The organism is Flavobacterium limi (assembly GCF_010645075.1).
GTDB classification, from domain to species: Bacteria; Bacteroidota; Bacteroidia; order Flavobacteriales; family Flavobacteriaceae; genus Flavobacterium; species Flavobacterium limi.
In genome coordinates, this window is the sequence record NZ_JAADZV010000011.1 from 98002 (window position 1) to 118423 (window position 20422).

The window sequence follows — 20422 nt, forward strand, 5'->3', positions numbered from 1 at the left end:
TAGTACTATACAGGCAATTTTATAAACCCTTAATTTTACTAAAATGTTATTACCTTTACTCACTTAAGATGGTTTTCAATATCCATCATTTGGTGCAGGATTCTGATAATTTCTAATTCATTTTTTTGAACATTTATTCTGTAAAAAATTAAATGTGATTTTACTTTACTTCTTAAATATTCTTTTCTTACATAACTAAAATCTTTTCCTGAATTCGGTTTTAAACACAAATATTCAATCTCATCAAATACTAAACTGAGATATCTGTCTGCTTGTTCTATAGACCAATTCTCAAAAGTGTATAGCCAAATTTTTTCTAAATCATAAGATGCTTCCTTACTTATCTTATAATTCATTTCTTAGCATATTTTTCGTGAAGGCTGTCCATAAAAGAATCACGATTAAAATCCTTCACAAATCCAGACTTTTCTCCTTTTTTTAATTCTTTAATTATCTCTTCCTTCTTTGTCTCTTCCTGCTCAAACATTCTTAAAGCAGCACGGACAACTTCACTTGCAGATGAAAAACGACCCGTTTTTACTTGTGAATTAATAAAATTATCAAAATAATCTCCTAACAGTATTGATGTGTTCTTAGCCATAATTGAAAAAATTTAATCAAATATACCAATAATTGGTATGTTATCAAAATATAGAAATTGACAATTAAACTACTTTATTTATCTTTTGAAATTTCTATTTCAAATTATCCGCAATCTTTCTGTCATTCGATAATCTCGGAATTTTATTCTGTCCCCCTAATTTTCCCTGAGATTTCATATATTCCTGAAATCCGTTTTTTGAAACTTTGGTAATAACTACCTTCTGCAAAACATTTCCGGTAATTAAATCATCATAGTAAATGTTTTGTTTTCGCATCGAATCGTCTATAGCTTCGGCGAAAGCCTGCATGTTTTCAGGCTCTTTTTCAAATTCAATCAGCCATTCGTGATACGGTAATCCGCTGGCCGGAGTGATTTGCGGTGCGACGGTAAATTCATTTATTACGATATTCGTTTCGGCGGTTGCTTCTTTCATGGCATTTTCGACTTCATTGGCAATTACGTGCTCTCCAAAAGCCGAGATATAATGTTTGATACGACCCGAAACTATAACACGATATGGAGCTAAAGAAGTGAACTGAACCGTATCACCAATATTATATCCCCAAAGCCCTGCATTTGTAGAAACAATTAAAGCATAATTTATCCCTACCTGAACCTCTCCAATTGTATATCGTTTTGGGTTTTCGGTAAAAAATTCATCCGCTTTTATGAACTCGTAGAAAATCCCGGAATTCAATAACAACAACATTCCTTTTTCTTTTTGTGAATCCTGATAGGCGAAAAATCCTTCCGAGGCTGGAAACAGTTCAATGCTGTCTACTTTTTTGCCAATCATTTTTTCAAACTTCGCACGATAAGGCTCATAATTGACTCCGCCGTAAATAAACAAATTGAAGTTTTTGAATATTTCGCTGATCTTTTTTCCACCGCTTTTTTCCTGTAATTTTTCAAAGTACATCTGGACCCATGATGGAATTCCCGAAATTACAGACATATCCTCTTTAATGGTTTCTTCAACAATCGCATTTACTTTCGTTTCCCAGTCTTCGATACAATTCGTTTCCCAGGATGGCATTCGGTTTCTTTGCAGATATTTAGGAACAAAGTGCGCCACTATTCCGGAAAGTCGGCCAAAATTAATTCCGTGTTTTTCAGTCAAAATCGGACTTCCCTGCAAAAAAATCATTTTTCCATCAACAAAATGAGCATTTCCGGTTTCGTTGATATAATGCAAAATAGCGTTACGCGCCGCATTAATATGAGAAGGCATTGATTCTTTGGTAAGCGGAATATATTTGGCTCCGGATGTTGTTCCTGAAGTTTTGGCAAAATAAATGGGTTTTCCTTTCCAGAGAATATTTTCCTGACCTGTTTTTACTTTTTCGATATAAGTTTTCAAATCTTCATAGTCCCGGATTGGAACATTTTTTTGAAAATCTGCAATTGTGGTGATTGTATCAAAATGATGGTCTTTTCCAAATTCAGTTGCTTTGGCACTTTCGATCAGACTTTTAAAAACTTTCAGCTGAGTTTCAACCGGTTTACCAGACCAGAAAAGTGTTTGGTTATATATTTTTCGGGCAAATATTTTTGCTGCTATTGACTTAATTGACATTTTATGTGGTATTATTTCTTTTTGTTTGCTTTGCTTCCACTTGACTGTTTTTCTATTTTGTCAACCTCTTCCCTAAGTTTCATTTCTTCTTCAGAGGCATTCATATTGGTTTCCGGAATTTCTTCAGACTCGGCCAAAATTGAATCTTTATTGAATTTTGAATATTCTAATTCTCCATTCAGTACTTTTTGAATGGATTTGATATAAACTTCATTTTTCTTAATCAAAGTAGTTAATGAATCTGATTTTATGGCTAGTTCCAAAGCATTCTTTTTTAACTCTGAGGAAGAATATCCCGGAATAAATTCACGCAAAGGAGTAAAAGCAATTATAAAAGTAGTAATAAGGATTAAGAATATTCCGCCCAAAGAAAGAACCACAAAAACATTCATTAAATTAAGTTTAAACGAAAAAATTTCCTCAAATGTATCTTCATTCAAAATAACCAATCGGTTTTTGGTGAATAATTTTTTCCTGAAATTATGTTTTTTCCTTGGCATTACGGTAATTTATATTCACAAATATAACAATTAATGGATGTAATTATTGCTGAATAAATTTGTGCAAAACTATTTAATTTATTATTTTATAAAATATTTAACGCTGCTCAAAACAAATATTTTAGCACAAAAATTATTCTTCTCCGTATATTTCTATACCTTTGCTCAAATATTAGAACAATTTGCTTCGGCATTAAATATACAATCATGGGAAGATTAGGTCTTACAGAAATCCTTGTTATAGTAGGTATTGTGTTGTTACTTTTTGGAGGTAAAAAAATTCCAGAATTAATGAAAGGTTTAGGAAGCGGTATTAAAGAATTTAAAAACGCTGCCAAAGACGATCAGTCTGCCGTTAAAAAACAAGAAGAAGAAGTTAAATAAGATTACTGCAAAGTGGTCTTTTAGGGTCCCAACTGAAATCTAAACGATTTTAGTTGGGATTTTTTGTTCACTTTGCAAACCTCAGCATTGGTAAAAATTCCTCTTCAATTCCTTTCCAATCCAAAATTGTGATTCTATTGTTTTTTATTTATATAAAAAATCTTACTTTTATGGTCCCTAAATTTATATAAATATGAAAAACCTATTTCTATTGGTGAGTATTTTTCTAAGTCTTGAAAATTATTCACAAACAAAACCTTTTCCTGCCAATATTGTTTTTAATAATGGTTTAATGGCATCCACAAAAAATAGTCTGGATGCATCCGAAAATTACGATACCTGGAAATCCAATTTTACAGAAGCCTGCACAAACGGAAGATGGAGAGTAAAATTTAATTCTACAGAAACCGTTTCTGAAGGTATTGCCTACGGAATGCTGCTTAGCGTTTACAAAGGCGATAAAGCTCTTTTTGATGGACTATGGCTCTATTACAAAGACAATGTAAATGCCAACGGCGTTATGAACTGGAAAATTAAAGGCTGTTCCGAGGTTGTAGGTAATAATGGTGCTACTGATGCTGAACTTGACGCTGCATTTGCTTTAATCGTTGCCGATTATCAATGGGGAAGCACCGGAACAATCAATTATAAAAATGATGCTAAAACTTTAATTACTGCCATTAAGAACCATGAGATAGAAGCTAGTACTTTTGTGTTAAAACCGGGCGATGATTTTGGCCAAAGCCAGATAATAAATCCTTCATACTTCTCTCCTGCTTATTACAGGGCTTTCGGAGCTTTTACTAATGATGCTGCTTTTTGGAATGCGGTTGCTTCCAAGTCTTATGTTATCATCAATAATAATTTAACTGTAAATAACGCTGTTGGCGGGCTAGTTTCTGATTGGTGTGAAGCTTCAGGAAATTATTCACCAGAAGCGCAGCCAAGAGGATATGTAAATGCTGGTAAAACCTATACCTATGATGCATGCAGAACACCTTGGAGAATTGCAGTTGACTATCTATGGTACGGAACTCCGGATGCTAAAACGTATTCCAAAAAAGCATCAGATTTTGTTAGAATAACTCTTGGTGGAACGACAAATATCAAAGATGGTTACAATCAAAATGGGACGCTGATTGGACAATGGCATAACGCCCCTTTTGTAGGTGCTTTTGCCTGCGCAGCGATGGCTGGAGAAAATCAGATTCATTTAGATGCTTCCTATGCTGATTTAAAAAGTACAAATGAACCAGGCAATTACTTTAATCACACATTAAAAACACTGTATTCGTTTTTGCTGACAGGTAATTTCTACCTTCCGCCAACTGCAACTTTATCGAATGATGAGTTTGATATTGAAAAATCGACCATTTCTCTTTATCCAAATCCGAGTGCTGATAAATTTACAGTTTATGCTCCTGAAAATTCAACCGTTACCGTTTTTTCTCCTCAGGGAAATCTTGTTTCAGAACAAAAAACAACTTCTGAAAATACTGAAATTAATCTTGCCAATCAATCTTCCGGTTTATATCTTATAAAAATTACAAACGGTACTAAAAGTGTCACCAAAAAAGTGATTTTAAAATAAACTAAAAACTCCCAAACTACGAATTGTAATTTGGGAGTTTTAGATTATAAATATTATTACTTGCACTTGTTTCTTTCAAAAATACCAATCAGCTGCTCTAATGCTGTTTTGGTTTTAAAATCTTCTTTTTCAATAGCAGCGATAAGTTTCGGACATCCGGCAAAAGCTTCCTTAGACATTTTTTTGATATTCGATCCTGTCTGGGTATGAACCGCAATACCGGCACTCGATTTTAAAAAACCAAAATACAATTCATCTCCTTTTTTCTTTCCAAAATAATAGGTTGTATCGCCAAACTGTCCTGAAATTTTATCTTTTGAAGGATTGTATTGCATCGTTCCTGCAAAATCTACACATCCAATTTTTATATCTCTGTCATACAGAATGTAAAACCATTTTTTCTCCTTTGATTTCGAGAACTTTCCGGAAAAAGCATTGGCAGAAGTTAAATACAATCTTTCGGCCACGAACTCATTTTTGTCATCATCTGTGAATTCTATCTTTTTGATAAGATCACTGGCAATCTTTTCTTTCTTCGCTTTTTCATCTGTTTTAAAAACTACTTTAGAATCTCCATTTTCTACCATTTCTGCTAAACCGCTTTTTTTGGTTCCGTCTACCATGTATAAAACTGCTTTATTAAATTTTGCATGGCACAGCATTGAAAATAGAAATACAACTGTAATTAAAATTGTTTTTTTCATAATTTGGGGTTTAATGATTTCTTACAAATATATGGAAGAATTATTACAGAAATTAATAAATCGAAAACTCCCAAACTACAGTTGCAATTTGGGAGTTTTTATCTCGTAATTCCATTTTTTTTGATTTAGAATTTCAACTATTGAAATTTTTACAAAACCATAGTCAGCTGAATCCTTTTTCTATCTTCATCAACCTCAGTCACCTTTACATCAACATGCTGATGCAGTTTTACAACCTCATTTACATCGCTAACAAAACCGGCTTTTAATTGCGAAATATGAACCAGTCCGCTTTCTTTGATACCGATATCTACAAAACAGCCAAAGTTGGTAATGTTATTGACAATTCCAGGCAAAATCATTCCGGTTTTCAAATCTTTGATTGATTTTACGTTGGCATCAAATTCGAATACCTTAGCAGATTTTCTTGGATCTAATCCGGGCTTTTCAAGCTCTTTAATGATATCTTTCAGGGTTAGTAAACCAATTTCAGGTGTAACATACTTTTCGGCCTTTATAAGCGCTGTTTTTTCTTTATTTGCAATTAATTCATTTACCGAAAGTTTCAAATCTTTTGCCATTTTCTCAACAACCGGATAAGCTTCAGGATGCACCGCCGAATTATCCAGCGGATTTTTAGCATTTGAAATCCTGATAAATGCTGCTCCCTGCTGATACGCTTTATCTCCTAAACGAGGCACTTTTTTCAGCTGTTTTCTATCTTCAAAAGGTCCGTTTTCAGAACGATATTGTACTATATTTTCAGCAAGCTTCTCTCCTATTCCACTCACATAACTTAACAAATGCTTACTGGCTGTGTTGATGTTAATCCCAACCGAGTTTACGCAGCGGATTACGGTATTATCCAGTTCTTCTTTTAGTTTAGTCTGATCAACATCATGCTGGTACTGCCCTACTCCAATCGCTTTCGGATCGATTTTTACCAGTTCGGCCAAAGGATCTGAAAGTCGTCTACCAATAGAAACCGAACCGCGAACCGTTACATCATAATTAGGAAATTCTTCTCTTGCAATTTTAGAAGCCGAATATACTGAAGCCCCTGCTTCAGAAACAATAAAAACCTGAACTGGTTTGTCGAACGCAATTTTTTTGATAAAAAATTCTGTTTCACGAGAAGCCGTTCCGTTTCCAATAGAAATTGCATCGATTTGATATGCATTTACCATAGAACGGATTTTTTTGATCGCCATGGTTTCCTCGTTTTGAGGCGCATGTGGATAAATGGTTTCATTATATAATAAATCGCCTTTTTCGTCTAAGCAAACAACTTTACAACCACTTCTGAATCCCGGATCGATTGCTAAGATTCGTTTTTCTCCCAATGGCGGTGCTAACAAAAGCTGTCCTAAATTGTTAGCAAACACCTGAATCGAGTTCGCATCAGCCTTTGCTTTGGCTTCCTGCAGCGTTTCATTTCCAATTGCCGGATTCAATAGACGTTTATAACTGTCTTCTATCGCGAGCTGTAAATGTGCTGTTGAATTATTCTGCTTTTTGATGATAATTTCATCAATAACATCATACGCTTCGTCAATGTCTACATCTATTTTTAATTTTATAAAACCTTCATTTTCTGCCCGAAGCATCGCTAATAAACGGTGTGCCGGCGCTTTTGTTAAAGGCTCTTCCCAATCAAAATACTGGCTAAATTTCTGTGATCCTTCCTCCTCCGCTTTCTTTTTTACAACCTTGGTTCCAATTGTGGCTTTTCGCTGAAATAATCTTCGAAGCTGTTTACGAACATAAATATTCTCGTTAATCCATTCGGCAACAATATCTCTCGCACCCTGAATGGCCGCTTCTTCGTTAATCACATTTTCATTTAAATATTGAGTCGAAATAAAATCGAAATCAGAATCGCTTTCCGACATCATTAATTTGGCCAATGGCTCCAATCCGAATTCACGAGCAACGTCTGCTTTTGTTTTTTTCTTCTTTTTATATGGAAGATAGAAATCTTCAATTTCCTGTAAATCAAAACTATCTTCAATTTTTTTCTTCAAATCCGGCGTAAGCGCTTTTTGCTCTTCAATAGATTTTAAAACTGCTTCTTTACGTTTTATAAGTGTATCGTATTCTTTTTGAAGTTTTGCAATCTGTTCGATTACAACTTCATCGAGATTTCCGGTGGCGTCTTTTCGATAGCGCGAAATAAACGGAATTGTACAATCTTCTTCTAAAAGTTTTACCGTGTTCTGAATATTTACTGGAGCCGTGTTAACGGATTTAGCGATGAATTGTATGTTAGTCATTTTTATTATTCTAGTAAATGAATATTTAATTTTAAAGCGTTTTTATTTCTTTGGTCTCAATACCACTGATGCTTTTGTAAAATCCGAAGAAGCGTTGATTACATTTCTGTATTCCTGATAGATTTCTTTTGGGTAATTTATAGATTTGTAAATCTCAAAAACTTCAACAACTAATTGGTTTCCTTCCACTTTTACGGTTGATTTGAAAGAACAATTTGTGGTTTCATCTCCTCCTGTTTTCTTATCAAGTTCCAAATCTTTAAAACTTTCGACTTCATAACCTTTCGGAATATTAAAAATTATTTTGTGTTTGAAAGTTTTAGCATACTTTAAGTCCACATCCCATTTTCTATCTGTTTCCTGATATAAATTTCCTTGTTTACCGATCATTTTACCAAGGTTTACCAAAACCAGATTTCCAGCATTTTCCGTTAAGGATTCCGTTGCTTCACCCTTAACTATTATATTATAAGGCGTATTGGAGTAATTGTATTTGAACTCTTGATTTTCAAAACTATAATTGGTTATTTTTACATCGAAATCATCACCAAATACTCTTTCCCTGATATATTCGCTCAGTTTTTTTTCATCTTCATTTTCTTTAATGTATTTTACCCAATTTCTATTCAACTGTCCATCATACCCGGTATAAGAAAGTGTTTTTTCTATATTTGCCGTTGTCAGGTCATCTGAAAATGTAACAGTACTTTGTGATTCATTTACAGTAAATTCAGCAGGGGCAATTGGAAAAGTCACTACATAATTCTCTTTAAGGGCAGGGTAATATGTTCTGCCTTCAGAACCCTGAAGCTCATAAGATGGATAACCATACGACAAATATTTCTCATATGGGGAAAGGAATTTTTTAGTTTCAGGAATGTAATACATGAATTCATGGGATAGAGGTACAACAAATTTTTCGGTATCAACCTCTCCATTAAATCGCGACATACCAACTGCTACTTTATAGGGAATTTTTAATTCTTTGAGTGTAAATCCATATAAGTCAAAAATATCACCGCCGGTTAATTTTTGTTTTCCATTGTTTAAATTCGTGATTTTTTGAGCTGTTTCTCCTCTACTTATAAAATCAAAATTGGTTTTTATGTACTCATCAATTTTAATTAATTTCTCTTCGGTTGATTCAGTACCAATATTTAATTTTTCAATAAATTCTCTGGCCTGGGCCTTCTTAAAATATTGAAAAGACGGTTTAGCAAGATATTGTGGTAAAAAATAACTCCATTGATAAACGTCCAATGGTGGCGTCGAAACCATATAAATTAATTTCACTAAATTCTTTATATTCAGTGCATTAGATTCTTCTTTAAAAACCGGAATATTAGTGGCTGTTAATATAGTTTTTTTATTGCTGCTGCTTTTTTTAAATTCTGAAGATGCATAAGTTTCAAATTTTACGCCTTCTTGAGTGTGTGTAAATTCGGCAAACAAAACCGGAACATCTTTCTGGAAAACTTCAACTCCATAAGCGGACGGGTTTTCTTTTATAATGAAATAATATTCCAATATATCCCCTGCTTCAACACCTTCAAAAACAATTGACTTTACTTTGTCGATTTCTGTTTCTATAATTTTATCCTGTGGCAATATTTTTATCTCCCCATTGGGTTTTATGATACGCGCATGAAAATCCCGAACATCACGAATGTATCCGTTGTCTTGGGCTTTAATCTTATTGTATTTGTTAATTTCCCCTGCTTTATTGATTTTTATAGCAAAGTGATTCATTCCAAAGGTTGCATAAGCATAAGGTCCAACTCTCGTATGTATCCAGCGCTTGTCAAACAAGACTACAGCAGGCTGATCTTTATATTCAGCCGGTATTTCATCAAAGATTGGTTTTTCGTCCCAAGTGTAGCTTTTTATTTCCTGAGAATAACTTTGAAAGAAGAATAACAAGGCAAAAATTAGAGTTATTTTTTTCATTATTTAGAAAGAATTACGGATTGATTGTATTGTTTGGTTAGTGTTTTTATAAAAGAATTCCAAAGTATAAAATCCTTGCTATCCAATAGTAATTTTTTGGATACTATCTTTTGAGTTAATATGATAGTGTTTTTCATCAATTTGTATTGAATATCAAAGCTTCCCAAATCGTTTTCAGTTTTTGCATTTTCTGGCATAAATTCTACTTTATAATCCAATGGCAATTGATACTCATACTTGATTTCATAAACATAAGCAAAGTCATTTTCTATAGAAAGTTTTCTTTTTTCAATATCAACCAGCCTTTCTTTTAACGGAAAAAGCAATAGCGGTTTTAATAACAATTTACCATTGACATCTTTAATTCCATTTTCTAATTTTAATTTAAAATTTGCTTTTGATGGCAACTCCTGATAGTCGTTTTTTTGCAATTCCTGAATATCCAAAAGTATCTTCTGGTTATTTTCAGTGATAATGTCTTTCCAAATTTCACTTTCTTTTTGATTATAAGCAGAAAGATGATTCAATAAATAGCTCTTTTTAAAACCTGATAACGTTACACTTGCGTCTCCCACAATGTTATTATTTTCCAGATTTAATTTCATCAGAATGGTGGTTTTATTCCTGACAGATTCAACTTCCGGAACCTTTTCTATTTTAAATTCATTTTCTGATCTTCCTGTCAAAGCTTCTTTACCCTGAATAAAAGAGGAAGGAAACGGAAAAGGACAAAATTTATCTGTGGCATCCATAAAATAACTTTTACCCTCAATAATTACATTCGTAACCATATGATTGTCTACCTGAGGTGTTGGAACATCTGTATATGTGTACGGCTTATGACGTGTCCCAATCCAGGTTAGATTAGAATTCAATTGGGCATATCGAAACATTTCATTCAAAAGATTCGCCATATCTTTACAATCTCCGTATAATTTTTGAAAAATATCAGAAGCCTCTCTTGGAATAAAACCGCCCATTCCGTCTTCAAAGGCAACATAATGTACATTTTGCTGCACCCATTGATAAATCGCTTTTGCCTTTTCTAAATCAGAATTTTTATCTTTTATCAGATCTAATGTTTTATTCTTCAAAACCGTTTGATCTGTTTTATTAATGTCTTTTGTGATTGAATAATACCATTGGTATAATTTTTCAGGTGTTCCTAGTAACTCCTCTTTTTTACCTTCTATTTCATAACTTTTGATATAATAAATAATATGTGGCATGAAATATAATGAACTTGGCATATTCTCTTCTGCTTCAAATTCAGGAATATCATTTGCTTCCCAGGTATAAATATCAAAATTACCTTCTTTAGTTTTGCTGAAAGCAATTTTTTCCTGATAATTTCCAAAAAGCTTATATCCAATTTCAGTAGAAGGATGGCATCGAATCTGAAGTTTTGCGGTTTGGGTTTTTATTGGATTTTGAAATCGGAAACTGGATAAAAAACGAGGCTGTTTGAGCTTGGTTTTATACGAAAATTCTATTAATGAATTATCTTCCACTTTTGGCATTACAAAATATTTGTATTTATTGTCACTCTTATAAATGTTTTCATTTTCTGCATCGATTGTTGCAATAGAATAAGAACTTAAATCTATCCTTTTATTTGTTTTTGTAATATAGGTAGATCCCTTTATATTTGAAATTTCACTAAAACTATCAAAAGGAATTCTGATAGCATATTCCTGAGCGTTTTTGCTTTTTGAAATTGCTCTGCTTTCATTTACAAAAGTTTCTATTTCCAAAATTTTGCCAGAATTTATTACTACAGTTTCGCTGCTGTAAACTATTTTTGATTTTTCCTGGGAATGCAATTGAAAAGAAAATAAAAACAATATAATATACTTTTTCATTGATTTTGATCTGGGGTAAAGAATATTCTTACTTATTATATTTATAACTGTTTATTAGAAAATTATCCAGATGATTCAATCTGTTTGGAGATAAATTTTATAAATCACTTTTGATTTTTTCGGACAGCTAAAATAATATCTTTGCTTTTAATTTTAACCCTATGGAAGTTTTATTACTCTATTTTTTAATTATAAATTTTGCGGTCCTTATCATAGCGGGATATGACAAATATTTAGCCATTAAAAATAAACGCAGAATTTCTGAAAAAGCACTTTTTTCAATGGCTCTTTTAGGAGGCTCTGTTGGTTTGCTATTAGCTATGTTTAGCTTAAGGCACAAAACTAATAAATCATCTTTTATCGTAAAATTTTCTGGGATTTTTTTAATTCAGCTAATAGTAATTTATTTTAGCTTAATTCACAAAATATAAAAACGGATAGATTAGATTATGTCGGGCATGTTTTTTTGGATGGTGCGCAGCACCCGATTTTTCAGCTTTTGTAATAAAAAGAATTATTCATTCACAAGTATAAAGTCCTTACTGCAATTTTTTCCAAAATCTGGCTGGATAGTAGAATGAGTGATATGAAATTCATGAAACAAAACTTCTTCAATTTCTGTAACGATCGCATTAAATTCAGTAATCGAAATATTGTCTTTGCAGTCTAAATGTGCCTCGAAATGAAGCTCATTATCATTCAAATGCCAAAGATGGATATGATATAAACGATGGTTTCCGGTAATGGTATGGATTTTTTCAGCAATTTCTTCAATATTCAAGCTCTCGGGAGTAAAAAGCAAAAGCATTTTTACGGACGATTTTAATAGACTTAAACTCATCAGAATCAAATAAACTGCTATTCCTAAAGTAATAATGCTGTCTACCCAAAACCACTGAAAATATTTCATTAAAAATCCGCCTGCCAAAACAGCTACAGACGCCATCATATCGGTAACAAGATGCAGATAAGCCGATTTCATATTTAAATTATGATCGGCATCTTTTTTTAGAATTATGGCAGAAAATCCATTAAAAACAATTCCTAAAAGAGACAGCCATATGACAAGATTTGAACCTATGATCACGGGTTCCGAAAATCGGACAATGGCTTCATAAACCAAAAACAACGCTACTATAATTAAAGTTGCCGCATTAATAAATGCGGCAAGAAGTTCAGCTCTTTTATAACCAAATGTACTGGAAGAAGTTGGCTTTTTTTTAGCCAGTCTATGTGCCACAAAACTCAAAACCAAAGAAATGACATCACTAAAATTATGCAGCGCATCAGACAATAAAGATAAACTCCCTGATATAAATCCGCCGATAATCTGAGCAACGGTAATACCAATATTCAGAATAATCGAAATTGATAAATTTTTACCCGTTACTTCATGACTATGTCCGTGATGATGGTTGTGACCCATTTTTATTTATTGACAGGCAATTTTATTTACCCTGTTTTGATGTCTTCCGCCTTCAAATTCAGTACTCAAAAAAGTTTCAACCATTTCTACAGCCTGTGGTATTGAAGTAAAACGTGCCGGAATACTGATAATGTTAGCATCATTATGCAAACGTATTAAAACCGCAATTTCTTTTGTCCAGCATAAACCGGCTCTTACTTTTGGGTGTTTATTAACCGTCATGGCAATTCCGTTTCCGCTGCCGCAGATCACGATTCCAAAATCAGCTTTACCTTCAGATACATCATTCGCAACCGGATGCCCAAAGTCCGGATAATCAACAGAATCTTCAGAATCTGTTCCATAATTAGTTACTTCATATCCTTTTGCTTTCAGCATTGTTACGATTGCTTTTTTATACTCTGGTCCTGCGTGATCGTTCCCTATCGAAATTTTCATTTTAAATACTATTAAGTTGTGTAGTTGCAAATTTACTCAATAATTAAATGGTTGCCATAAATTACATTAACTTTCACCATTTTTCTTTATCAGCACAAATTATTGCTCAGATACATTCATTAAAAGATAATACAAAAAGCATAATTGCAATTATCTAAATTTCAAAGCTTTATTAGGTTATCAACATTTTTGATAACTTAGTAATATTCTGATTTTCAATACATAAAAGTTATTTTTTTTGTTAAAATTTTATGGTGTTAATATCAGTTTGTAATTCGTTGATATTCAGTTAACTTTAAATTAACAGGAATTGTTAATAACTATAAAAAGAAAATTAGAAGTTTTTTTTGGATGTTTAGAAAAAATACTTAATCCAAAACCTAAATTAAATATGCAAGAAAAGTTTCATGAATTTTTAGAAAAGTTATCAATATCAAAATTGCCATTTTCAACAGAAATCAACATATCAACTTATTTACAAAATACATTCAATTTTGATTATCAACCATTGTTAATTAAAAATGAAAAGAGCTTAAAAATTAGTATTTTAACTACAAATAACTATGTTGATAACTCTGAATAAATAAGTAAAACGAGATTTCAATGACTTCAAAAAAAAAATTATTCGACATATTAACACACTATAATAACCATCATTTTTTTTAAAATTTTTAAAAATCTTTTTTGTTGTATTTAATATATGTTGAAAACTAAAAAAGTTGAAAATCAAAAATTTTATTTTTTGAAATGAATTTTTGTCTGATTCAGATCTTTTGGGATGATTGTATCAGTTTTCCTGATTTATTTTAAATTGGTTGAATAAAATTTTACCTGAATGCATTTACTTGTTAATATGTTTATATTTACCTGAAATTTCTAAAAAAAAGATTTATGAAAAAAAAATTACTTATTCTTTTATTTCCTTTACTAAGTATCGGACAAACACAAATAGGATCTGATATTGATGGAAAATTTGTACCTAGTGCAATTTCTGCTACAACTTTTGGTTCTGTTGGTTCCCTTTCGAGCGATGGAACAATACTTGCTATTGGCGATTATGGTTATGGTTATTTTTTTGATGGAACTGTTTGGATCTATAAAAATATAGGGGGAATCTGGACGCAGTTTGGAAATGTTTTTCCCGCCGGGAAAACAGGAGATGAAATGGGAGGTAGTGTTTCTCTTTCAGATGATGGAACTATAATTGCTGTTGGTTCTTCTGGTGCATGGGGAAATGGCAGAGGTTCCGGAATCGTTCAGGTCTATAAAAATATATCAGGAATCTGGACTCAGATCGGGGCAAATATTAATGGTGAATGGGCGGGTGATTTTTGTGGTATTAGTGTTTCTCTATCTAGTGATGGATCTACAGTTGCTATTGGATCTCCAGGTAATAGTGATAAAAGTTACCATTCAGGATCTGTTAGAGTATACAAAAATATAGCAGGAACCTGGACAAAGATAGGTGCTGATATTGATGGTATTGATTCGGCTGATAATCTTGGTTCCCGCGTTTCGTTATCTAATGACGGATCAATTTTAGCAATTGGTACTCTTGAAAGATATGTTCGCGTATATAAAAATGTTTCTGGAACCTGGACATTATTAGGGAATGAAATTAAAGGTAATAATTATGCACTTTCGTTATCGGGCGATGGTTCTACAGTGGCATTAAGTAGTGCTTATTATACAGACATTTATGATGGTAAGAATTTTAAAAGAGTAGATATTTCATATGTTAAAGTGTTAAGTATCATTAATGGTGTTTGGACTCAGTTAGGTGGAGATATCTTTAAAAAAGAAGGTTGTTGTGCCCCTTATACTGAATATAGTGTTTCGCTATCTAATGATGGTTCAATTCTAGCTGTTGGTGCTCCGGGATTAGAAAATGGTAATTATTTTGGGACTGCCCGTACATTTAAAAATATAAATGGAAACTGGATCCAACAAGGAGTAGATATTTTAGGAGAAGCAAATGAAGATAAAAATGGAACTTTTGTTACTCTTTCAAAAAATGGAACTACTCTGGCAGTAGGAGCTCCCGATAATGATGGAAACGGTACAGATTCTGGATCAGTCAGGGTTTATGATTTATCTACTGTTTTACGTTCAGATAGTTTTGTTTTAAATCATTTTTCAGTGTATCCTAATCCGGCTTCAGAGGCTGTAAATATTAGTTTATCAGAAGGTTTAACATTAGAAAAAGTAAATGTTTACAACACTTCAGGACAATTGGTAAAGACAGAAAATAAAAATAGTGTTAGTCTAAATTCGTTATCAAAAGGAATTTATTTTTTAGAAATAATTACTGACAAAGGAAAAGCCAGTAGAAAAATAATAGTAAACTAAAAAATTTAATTTGTTTTAAAATGGGCTATCATAAACTGGTAGCCTTTTTTGTATCTAAACTATTTTAAGTGGATTATTAAGATGGTCCAGAATTTCCTGAACCTTTTCAAAATCTCTGGGATGAACTTTTAGTTTGATGCCACCCAATGCAGCAGAATACATGGGAACGACAGATAAAGTGATTTCATTTTCAAAAAAATACGGAATCGATTCCTGTTCTAATAAATGTTTAAGAATCACTGTTTCGTGGTCATAATAGAATATGGCGATGGTTTTAAAACTTTCCATAAAAGGTCTTTTTATAAAGATACGAAATGGATAGCATTTAAGTTGGTAAATGCAATGATTAAAAAAGCTAATACAAGTGACCTTTAAAAAATTAATACAATACTAGTTTGAAAGTTATAATTTTAATAATTCTATTTGTTAAAATCTATAATCTGATATCTTATTTGTAATTTTAAACTTTATAAGAAAAGATATATGAGTAAGAAAATTAGAAAACCGGTAAAAAATGAAAAAGATTTCTCAGGAAAGATCCTAAAGATTTTATCGAAGAGTCCTAATAAAGCATTTAATTACAAACAGATAGCTGCAAAGCTTGAACTTGATGATACAAAAAGCAGAAATCAAATTATTAAAGATCTTAAAATTCTGGCTTCGTCTAAAAAAATAATAGAATCTGAGCCTGGCAAATATTTAATCAAGGCTGTAAGTCAGGATTATTATGAAGGAACGATAGATATGACGAGCAGAAAAACGGCTTATTTTATTTGTGAAGATTTTACAGAAGATGTTTTTATCCCGACCAATAATCTGAACAGAGCTTTAGACAAGGACAAAGTTAAAGTATATGTTTACAACCGCAGAAAAGGAAAAAGACCGGAAGGTGAAGTAATTGAAGTAATAGAAAGAAACAAAACAGAATTTGTTGGAGTTATAGATATTCAACCCAATTTTGCTTTTGTATCCACTGCAAATCCTAAAATGTATACCGATATTTTTATTCCAAAAGATAAAATAGGAGAGGCAGAAAATGGAGATGTAGTTTTGGTTGCTATTGAAGACTGGCCAAAAAGAGCTGATAGTCCGTTTGGTTCTGTAATTAAAGTTTTAGGAAAACCTGGAGAACATAATACAGAGATTCATGCGATTTTAGCTGAATACGGATTGCCATCAGATTTTCCGGTAGAAGTAGAGGTATATGCTCAAAAGCTGGATACCTCGATTCAGGAGTCTGAAATTGCAAAACGTCGTGATATGCGTGATACGCTAACCTTTACGATAGATCCAAAAGATGCTAAAGATTTTGATGATGCCTTGTCTTTCAAAAAGTTAGAAAACGGTAACTTTGAAATTGGTATTCATATTGCTGATGTTTCGTACTATTTGGAAGAAGGAACCATTCTGGATGATGAAGCGTATCAAAGAGCTACTTCGGTTTATTTAGTGGATAGGGTAGTGCCAATGCTTCCTGAAGTTTTATCCAATTTTGCCTGTTCGCTTCGTCCGCATGAAGAAAAATATACTTTCTCTGCCGTTTTTGAAGTTTCTCCAACTGCACAAGTTATTAACCAATGGTTTGGTAGAACAGTAATTTATTCGGATCAGCGTTTCGCTTATGAAGAAGCGCAATATATTATTGAGACAAAGGACAATACAATTCCGATTGATATTTCTATTACCGGAGAATCATATTTTGTTCCAGATGAAATTGTTGAAGCAACTTTAAAACTGGATGAATTAGCCAAAATTTTAAGAAAGAAAAGAATGCAGAATGGCGCTATTTCTTTTGATAAAGTAGAAGTGAAATTTAATCTGGATGCAGAAGGAGAACCGGAAGGTGTTTACTTCAAAATTTCAAAAGATGCCAATCATCTTATTGAAGAATTTATGCTTTTAGCCAACAGAAAAGTCGCAGAATATATCGGAAAACAAAAGAAAACCTTTGTGTATCGTATTCACGACGAACCAAATGAAGATAAACTGATCGCCATGCAGCAGGTTATTTCTAAATTTGGCTACAAAATTGACTTTAGAAACAAAGGTGATATTTCGAAATCATTAAATGCTTTGATGGAAGAAGTAAACGGTAAAAAAGAGCAAAACTTAATTGATACTCTTGCCATTAGAAGCATGAGTAAAGCCAAATATTCGACAGATAATATTGGCCATTACGGTTTAGCTTTTGATTATTACAGCCATTTTACATCGCCAATTCGTCGTTACCCTGATGTTATGGTACACCGTTTATTGCAGTATTACCTGGATGGAGGCACTTCTGTAGACGAAGAAACCTATGAAACAAAATCACTGCATTGTTCTAACATGGAAAATTTAGCTACTAATGCTGAACGCGATAGTATCAAATACATGCAGGTTAAATACATGCAGGATCATCAGGATGAAGAATTCCTTGGTGTAATTTCAGGTGTTACCGAATGGGGAATTTATGTTGAAATTGTTTCGAACAAATGCGAAGGAATGGTAAGAATCAGAGAAATAAAAGATGATTATTATACTTTCGATGAAAAACAATATGCATTGGTTGGAGCTACTTCGGATAGTATATTGCAATTAGGTGATGAAATTTACGTTAAGGTAAAAAATGCCGATTTAGTTAAAAAACAACTGGATTTCCATTTTTTGCGAAGAGCTGAATAAGTTGTTAAATTTAAAAATTAAAGAAATGAAAAAATTAATTATAGGAGCTGTCATTTTACTTGTACAAATGTCTTTTGGTCAGGTTACTAAAGAATTGGGAGATTTTGATACTGTTAAAGTTTACGATAAATTAAATGTAAAATTAGTTCAGTCATCTGAAAATAAGATTGTTATAAAAGGAGCAAGGGAAGCAGAATTAGAAGCTGTTAATAAGAATGGTATTTTAAAAATTAGAATGCCATTTCCAAAACTTTTGTCAGGTAATGATTTAGAAGTTACCTTGTATTACAAACATATTGAACTAATTGATGTTAATGAAGGTGCAAATGTTACAAGCTCAGAGGCAATAAAAGCAACAAGTTTTAAGGTAAGTGCTCAGGAAGGTGGAAAAATTAATGTAGATTTGGATGTTGAAAAACTAAATGTAAGTTCTGTTTCCGGTGGAGAAATTACCTTAACCGGAAAAGCTACTAATCAGGATGCGAAACTAGGAGCTGGTGGTTATTTATTAGCGAGTAAATTAAGTACTGCTCAGACCAAAGTAAGCGTTTCTGCCGGAGGAAAAGCAGATGTTAATGCTTCTACGCTTGTTGATGCAAAAGTGAGCGCAGGTGGCTCTATTTACATTTATGGAAAACCAAAACAAATTAATCAAAAAACAGTTTTTGGAGGAAAAATAGAAGAAGTAAAATAATATTGAATGATAAATGATATTCTGGCTGGACTGCCATGGGGACTTGTTTTGAGCTTTATGGTAGGTCCGGTATTTTTTGTTTTATTAGAAACTAGTATTACCAAAGGTTTTAGATCAGCAATTGTCTTTGATTTAGGAGTGGTATTAGGTGATATTTTTTTTATAGCTATTGCCTATTTAGGAAGTTACAGACTCATTTCAAGTTTAAAAGATAAACCTGCTCTTTTTATTTTTGGCGGTATAATCATGCTGTCTTACGGTATTATTTCTTTTGTAAAACTGAAAAAAGGAGAAAAAATAAATGATGAAGAAATAGATCGTGATATTATTAAAAGAAACTATGGCAGCTTGTTTGTAAAAGGTTTTTTACTGAACGTTATTAACATTGGAGTCCTTGGCTTTTGGCTTGCTGTTATTATTTCTGTCGGACCAAAACTAGAAATGCAAAACTCAAGAATGATTACTTTTTTTACTTCTGTAATTATAACTTATTTATTAGTTGACTGTCTTAAAATTGTATTAGCCAAACAATTAAAATCTAAAATGACTCCAACTAATATCTTAAAAATTAAAAAAGGTATCAGTGTTGTTTTAATGATTTTCGGAGTAGCTTTAATGATTCAGGGATGGTTTCCAAAAGAAAAAGAAATGGTTAAAAATGCTTTTGAAAGAATAGAAAAGTAGTTTTAATAACTCAATTATATATTTAAAACCTCTGATTTTCAGAGGTTTTTTATGTTTATAACTATAAATGACTTCAAGTCATAAAAAAAGATACAAAATTATCTCTTTTTGAAACAACGTTCGGATTCGAACTAATATTTTAATTAATTTTTACTAAAAATTAAACATAAAAAAACCTCTAAATTGCTTTAGAGGTTTTAGAGGCATCGTCCGGATTCGAACCGGAGTAGGAGCTTTTGCAGAGCCCAGCCTAGCCGCTCGGCCACGACGCCATTGCTTGAACGGATGGCAAAAGTAACTAAAATCTTTAAAATTCAAAAGTTTCGAATAAACTATTTTGAAAAAATGCAGTTTTTGCTGAAAGAATTACTTTCTGATTTCCGTCATTTTTATGGTAACTGATTCAACATCACCACCAATAGGAGGATTAATTTTAGAAACTGAAACTGTCGTTTTTTCTACTGTTTCAATCTCATTTAATATGCGAATGTTGATTCTTTTGGCTACATGTTCTAATAAATGCGAACGAATTGCCATTTCTTCAGTGACAATTTTGTTTAAATGTATGTAATCAACGGTATCTGCTAAATGATCTGTTTGTGCGGACTGCTGTAAATTGGTTTTAATTTTTAAATCAACAGTGTAATCTGAACCAATTTTTCCTTCTTCAATCATACATCCATGATAGGAAAAAGTACGGATGTTTTTTAGTTTTATAATGCCCAT

At 32.4% G+C, this 20422-nt stretch carries 20 protein-coding genes and 1 tRNA gene; 8 read left to right on the forward strand and 13 right to left on the reverse strand.

Annotated elements, in window-relative coordinates:
• Positions 1-59: 59 nt before the first annotated feature.
• From GXM16_RS19555 to GXM16_RS19570, 4 genes are all read right to left on the reverse strand, one after another.
• The gene (locus GXM16_RS19555) at positions 60-356 is read right to left on the reverse strand and encodes a type II toxin-antitoxin system RelE/ParE family toxin (RefSeq protein ID WP_163396182.1); all 297 of its coding nucleotides are present in this window, start codon (positions 354-356) and stop codon (positions 60-62) included.
• Positions 353-601, reverse strand: coding sequence for a type II toxin-antitoxin system ParD family antitoxin (locus GXM16_RS19560; protein WP_163396183.1), 249 nt, complete (start codon positions 599-601; stop codon positions 353-355). The genes GXM16_RS19555 and GXM16_RS19560 overlap by 4 nt, the downstream gene beginning before the upstream one ends.
• Positions 602-695: 94 nt before the next feature.
• Complete coding sequence (locus tag GXM16_RS19565; RefSeq protein ID WP_163396184.1) at positions 696-2180, reverse strand: GH3 auxin-responsive promoter family protein; 1485 nt, start codon at positions 2178-2180, stop codon at positions 696-698.
• 11 nt (positions 2181-2191) lie between these two features.
• Positions 2192-2680, reverse strand: a complete 489-nt coding sequence (locus GXM16_RS19570; RefSeq protein WP_163396185.1) for a peptidase — start codon at positions 2678-2680, stop codon at positions 2192-2194.
• 207 nt (positions 2681-2887) lie between these two features.
• Here GXM16_RS19570 and GXM16_RS19575 point away from each other — a divergent pair, with 207 nt between their 5' ends.
• Together GXM16_RS19575 and GXM16_RS19580 are read left to right on the forward strand one after the other, a co-directional pair.
• Entirely contained in the window at positions 2888-3064 is a 177-nt protein-coding gene (locus GXM16_RS19575; protein ID WP_163396186.1) for a Sec-independent protein translocase subunit TatA/TatB, read from the forward strand.
• A gap of 193 nt (positions 3065-3257) precedes the next feature.
• Positions 3258-4655 (forward strand): glycosyl hydrolase family 8, encoded by a 1398-nt coding sequence (locus GXM16_RS19580; RefSeq protein WP_163396187.1) that lies wholly within the window; start codon positions 3258-3260, stop codon positions 4653-4655.
• A 56-nt stretch (positions 4656-4711) separates the two neighbouring features.
• On the opposite strand, the gene GXM16_RS19585 is transcribed toward GXM16_RS19580, so the two are convergent.
• The 4 genes from GXM16_RS19585 to GXM16_RS19600 all read right to left on the reverse strand — a co-directional run bounded on the left by GXM16_RS19585 (position 4712) and on the right by GXM16_RS19600 (position 11441).
• On the reverse strand, positions 4712-5359 hold the full coding sequence (locus GXM16_RS19585) for a hypothetical protein (RefSeq protein ID WP_163396188.1): 648 nt from the start codon (positions 5357-5359) through the stop codon (positions 4712-4714).
• A 149-nt stretch (positions 5360-5508) separates the two neighbouring features.
• Entirely contained in the window at positions 5509-7632 is a 2124-nt protein-coding gene (locus tag GXM16_RS19590) for a Tex family protein (protein ID WP_163396189.1), read from the reverse strand.
• Positions 7633-7674: 42 nt separating this feature from the next.
• Complete coding sequence (locus GXM16_RS19595) at positions 7675-9579, reverse strand: hypothetical protein (protein ID WP_163396190.1); 1905 nt, start codon at positions 9577-9579, stop codon at positions 7675-7677.
• Positions 9579-11441, reverse strand: a complete 1863-nt coding sequence (locus GXM16_RS19600) for a DUF3857 domain-containing protein (RefSeq protein WP_163396191.1) — start codon at positions 11439-11441, stop codon at positions 9579-9581. Before GXM16_RS19600 ends, GXM16_RS19595 begins: the two co-directional genes overlap by 1 nt.
• Positions 11442-11602: 161 nt before the next feature.
• On the opposite strand from GXM16_RS19600, the gene GXM16_RS19605 reads away from it, so the two are divergent.
• Positions 11603-11872, forward strand: a complete 270-nt coding sequence (locus GXM16_RS19605; RefSeq protein WP_163396192.1) for a DUF1294 domain-containing protein — start codon at positions 11603-11605, stop codon at positions 11870-11872.
• A gap of 83 nt (positions 11873-11955) precedes the next feature.
• Here GXM16_RS19605 and GXM16_RS19610 read toward each other — a convergent pair whose 3' ends face one another.
• Positions 11956-12867: a cation diffusion facilitator family transporter gene (locus GXM16_RS19610; RefSeq protein ID WP_163396193.1), complete on the reverse strand. Its 912-nt coding sequence runs from the start codon at positions 12865-12867 to the stop codon at positions 11956-11958.
• A 6-nt stretch (positions 12868-12873) separates the two neighbouring features.
• The gene (gene rpiB / locus GXM16_RS19615) at positions 12874-13305 is read right to left on the reverse strand and encodes a ribose 5-phosphate isomerase B (protein ID WP_163396194.1); all 432 of its coding nucleotides are present in this window, start codon (positions 13303-13305) and stop codon (positions 12874-12876) included.
• A gap of 310 nt (positions 13306-13615) precedes the next feature.
• Here rpiB and GXM16_RS19620 point away from each other — a divergent pair, with 310 nt between their 5' ends.
• Complete coding sequence (locus tag GXM16_RS19620; protein ID WP_163396195.1) at positions 13616-13888, forward strand: hypothetical protein; 273 nt, start codon at positions 13616-13618, stop codon at positions 13886-13888.
• Positions 13889-14196: 308 nt separating this feature from the next.
• Entirely contained in the window at positions 14197-15654 is a 1458-nt protein-coding gene (locus tag GXM16_RS19625; RefSeq protein ID WP_229684395.1) for a T9SS type A sorting domain-containing protein, read from the forward strand.
• Positions 15655-15708: 54 nt separating this feature from the next.
• Here GXM16_RS19625 and GXM16_RS19630 read toward each other — a convergent pair whose 3' ends face one another.
• Positions 15709-15942 (reverse strand): putative signal transducing protein, encoded by a 234-nt coding sequence (locus GXM16_RS19630; protein WP_163396196.1) that lies wholly within the window; start codon positions 15940-15942, stop codon positions 15709-15711.
• A 195-nt stretch (positions 15943-16137) separates the two neighbouring features.
• Here GXM16_RS19630 and rnr point away from each other — a divergent pair, with 195 nt between their 5' ends.
• Genes rnr through GXM16_RS19645 form a run of 3 tightly spaced genes read left to right on the forward strand, consistent with a single transcriptional unit; the run spans position 16138 to position 19696 of the window.
• Complete coding sequence (gene rnr / locus GXM16_RS19635) at positions 16138-18318, forward strand: ribonuclease R (protein WP_163396197.1); 2181 nt, start codon at positions 16138-16140, stop codon at positions 18316-18318.
• Between the two features lie 25 nt (positions 18319-18343).
• Positions 18344-19012 carry a head GIN domain-containing protein gene (locus GXM16_RS19640; protein WP_163396198.1) on the forward strand — a complete coding sequence of 223 codons (669 nt, stop codon included), beginning with the start codon at positions 18344-18346 and terminating at the stop codon, positions 19010-19012.
• Positions 19013-19018: 6 nt separating this feature from the next.
• Positions 19019-19696 (forward strand): LysE family translocator, encoded by a 678-nt coding sequence (locus GXM16_RS19645; RefSeq protein ID WP_163396199.1) that lies wholly within the window; start codon positions 19019-19021, stop codon positions 19694-19696.
• A gap of 201 nt (positions 19697-19897) precedes the next feature.
• Here GXM16_RS19645 and GXM16_RS19650 read toward each other — a convergent pair.
• Positions 19898-19968 (reverse strand) — tRNA-Cys (locus tag GXM16_RS19650).
• 94 nt (positions 19969-20062) lie between these two features.
• On the reverse strand, positions 20063-20422 hold the full coding sequence (folB, locus tag GXM16_RS19655; protein ID WP_163396200.1) for a dihydroneopterin aldolase: 360 nt from the start codon (positions 20420-20422) through the stop codon (positions 20063-20065).

Bases quoted from the DNA above. Each gene is read 5' to 3' on its own strand.
- GXM16_RS19600 (WP_163396191.1), bottom strand. From the start codon at position 11,441: ATGAAAAAGTATATTATATTGTTTTTATTTTCTTTTCAATTGCATTCC.
- GXM16_RS19590 (WP_163396189.1), bottom strand. From the start codon at position 7,632: ATGACTAACATACAATTCATCGCTAAATCCGTTAACACGGCTCCAGTA.
- GXM16_RS19580 (WP_163396187.1), top strand. From the start codon at position 3,258: ATGAAAAACCTATTTCTATTGGTGAGTATTTTTCTAAGTCTTGAAAAT.
- folB (WP_163396200.1), bottom strand. From the start codon at position 20,422: ATGGGCATTATAAAACTAAAAAACATCCGTACTTTTTCCTATCATGGA.
- GXM16_RS19625 (WP_229684395.1), top strand. From the start codon at position 14,197: ATGAAAAAAAAATTACTTATTCTTTTATTTCCTTTACTAAGTATCGGA.
- GXM16_RS19605 (WP_163396192.1), top strand. From the start codon at position 11,603: ATGGAAGTTTTATTACTCTATTTTTTAATTATAAATTTTGCGGTCCTT.
- GXM16_RS19585 (WP_163396188.1), bottom strand. From the start codon at position 5,359: ATGAAAAAAACAATTTTAATTACAGTTGTATTTCTATTTTCAATGCTG.
- GXM16_RS19595 (WP_163396190.1), bottom strand. From the start codon at position 9,579: ATGAAAAAAATAACTCTAATTTTTGCCTTGTTATTCTTCTTTCAAAGT.
- GXM16_RS19645 (WP_163396199.1), top strand. From the start codon at position 19,019: ATGATAAATGATATTCTGGCTGGACTGCCATGGGGACTTGTTTTGAGC.
- GXM16_RS19610 (WP_163396193.1), bottom strand. From the start codon at position 12,867: ATGGGTCACAACCATCATCACGGACATAGTCATGAAGTAACGGGTAAA.
- GXM16_RS19565 (WP_163396184.1), bottom strand. From the start codon at position 2,180: ATGTCAATTAAGTCAATAGCAGCAAAAATATTTGCCCGAAAAATATAT.
- GXM16_RS19570 (WP_163396185.1), bottom strand. From the start codon at position 2,680: ATGCCAAGGAAAAAACATAATTTCAGGAAAAAATTATTCACCAAAAAC.
- rpiB (WP_163396194.1), bottom strand. From the start codon at position 13,305: ATGAAAATTTCGATAGGGAACGATCACGCAGGACCAGAGTATAAAAAA.
- rnr (WP_163396197.1), top strand. From the start codon at position 16,138: ATGAGTAAGAAAATTAGAAAACCGGTAAAAAATGAAAAAGATTTCTCA.
- GXM16_RS19640 (WP_163396198.1), top strand. From the start codon at position 18,344: ATGAAAAAATTAATTATAGGAGCTGTCATTTTACTTGTACAAATGTCT.
- GXM16_RS19630 (WP_163396196.1), bottom strand. From the start codon at position 15,942: ATGGAAAGTTTTAAAACCATCGCCATATTCTATTATGACCACGAAACA.
- GXM16_RS19560 (WP_163396183.1), bottom strand. From the start codon at position 601: ATGGCTAAGAACACATCAATACTGTTAGGAGATTATTTTGATAATTTT.
- GXM16_RS19575 (WP_163396186.1), top strand. From the start codon at position 2,888: ATGGGAAGATTAGGTCTTACAGAAATCCTTGTTATAGTAGGTATTGTG.
- GXM16_RS19555 (WP_163396182.1), bottom strand. From the start codon at position 356: ATGAATTATAAGATAAGTAAGGAAGCATCTTATGATTTAGAAAAAATT.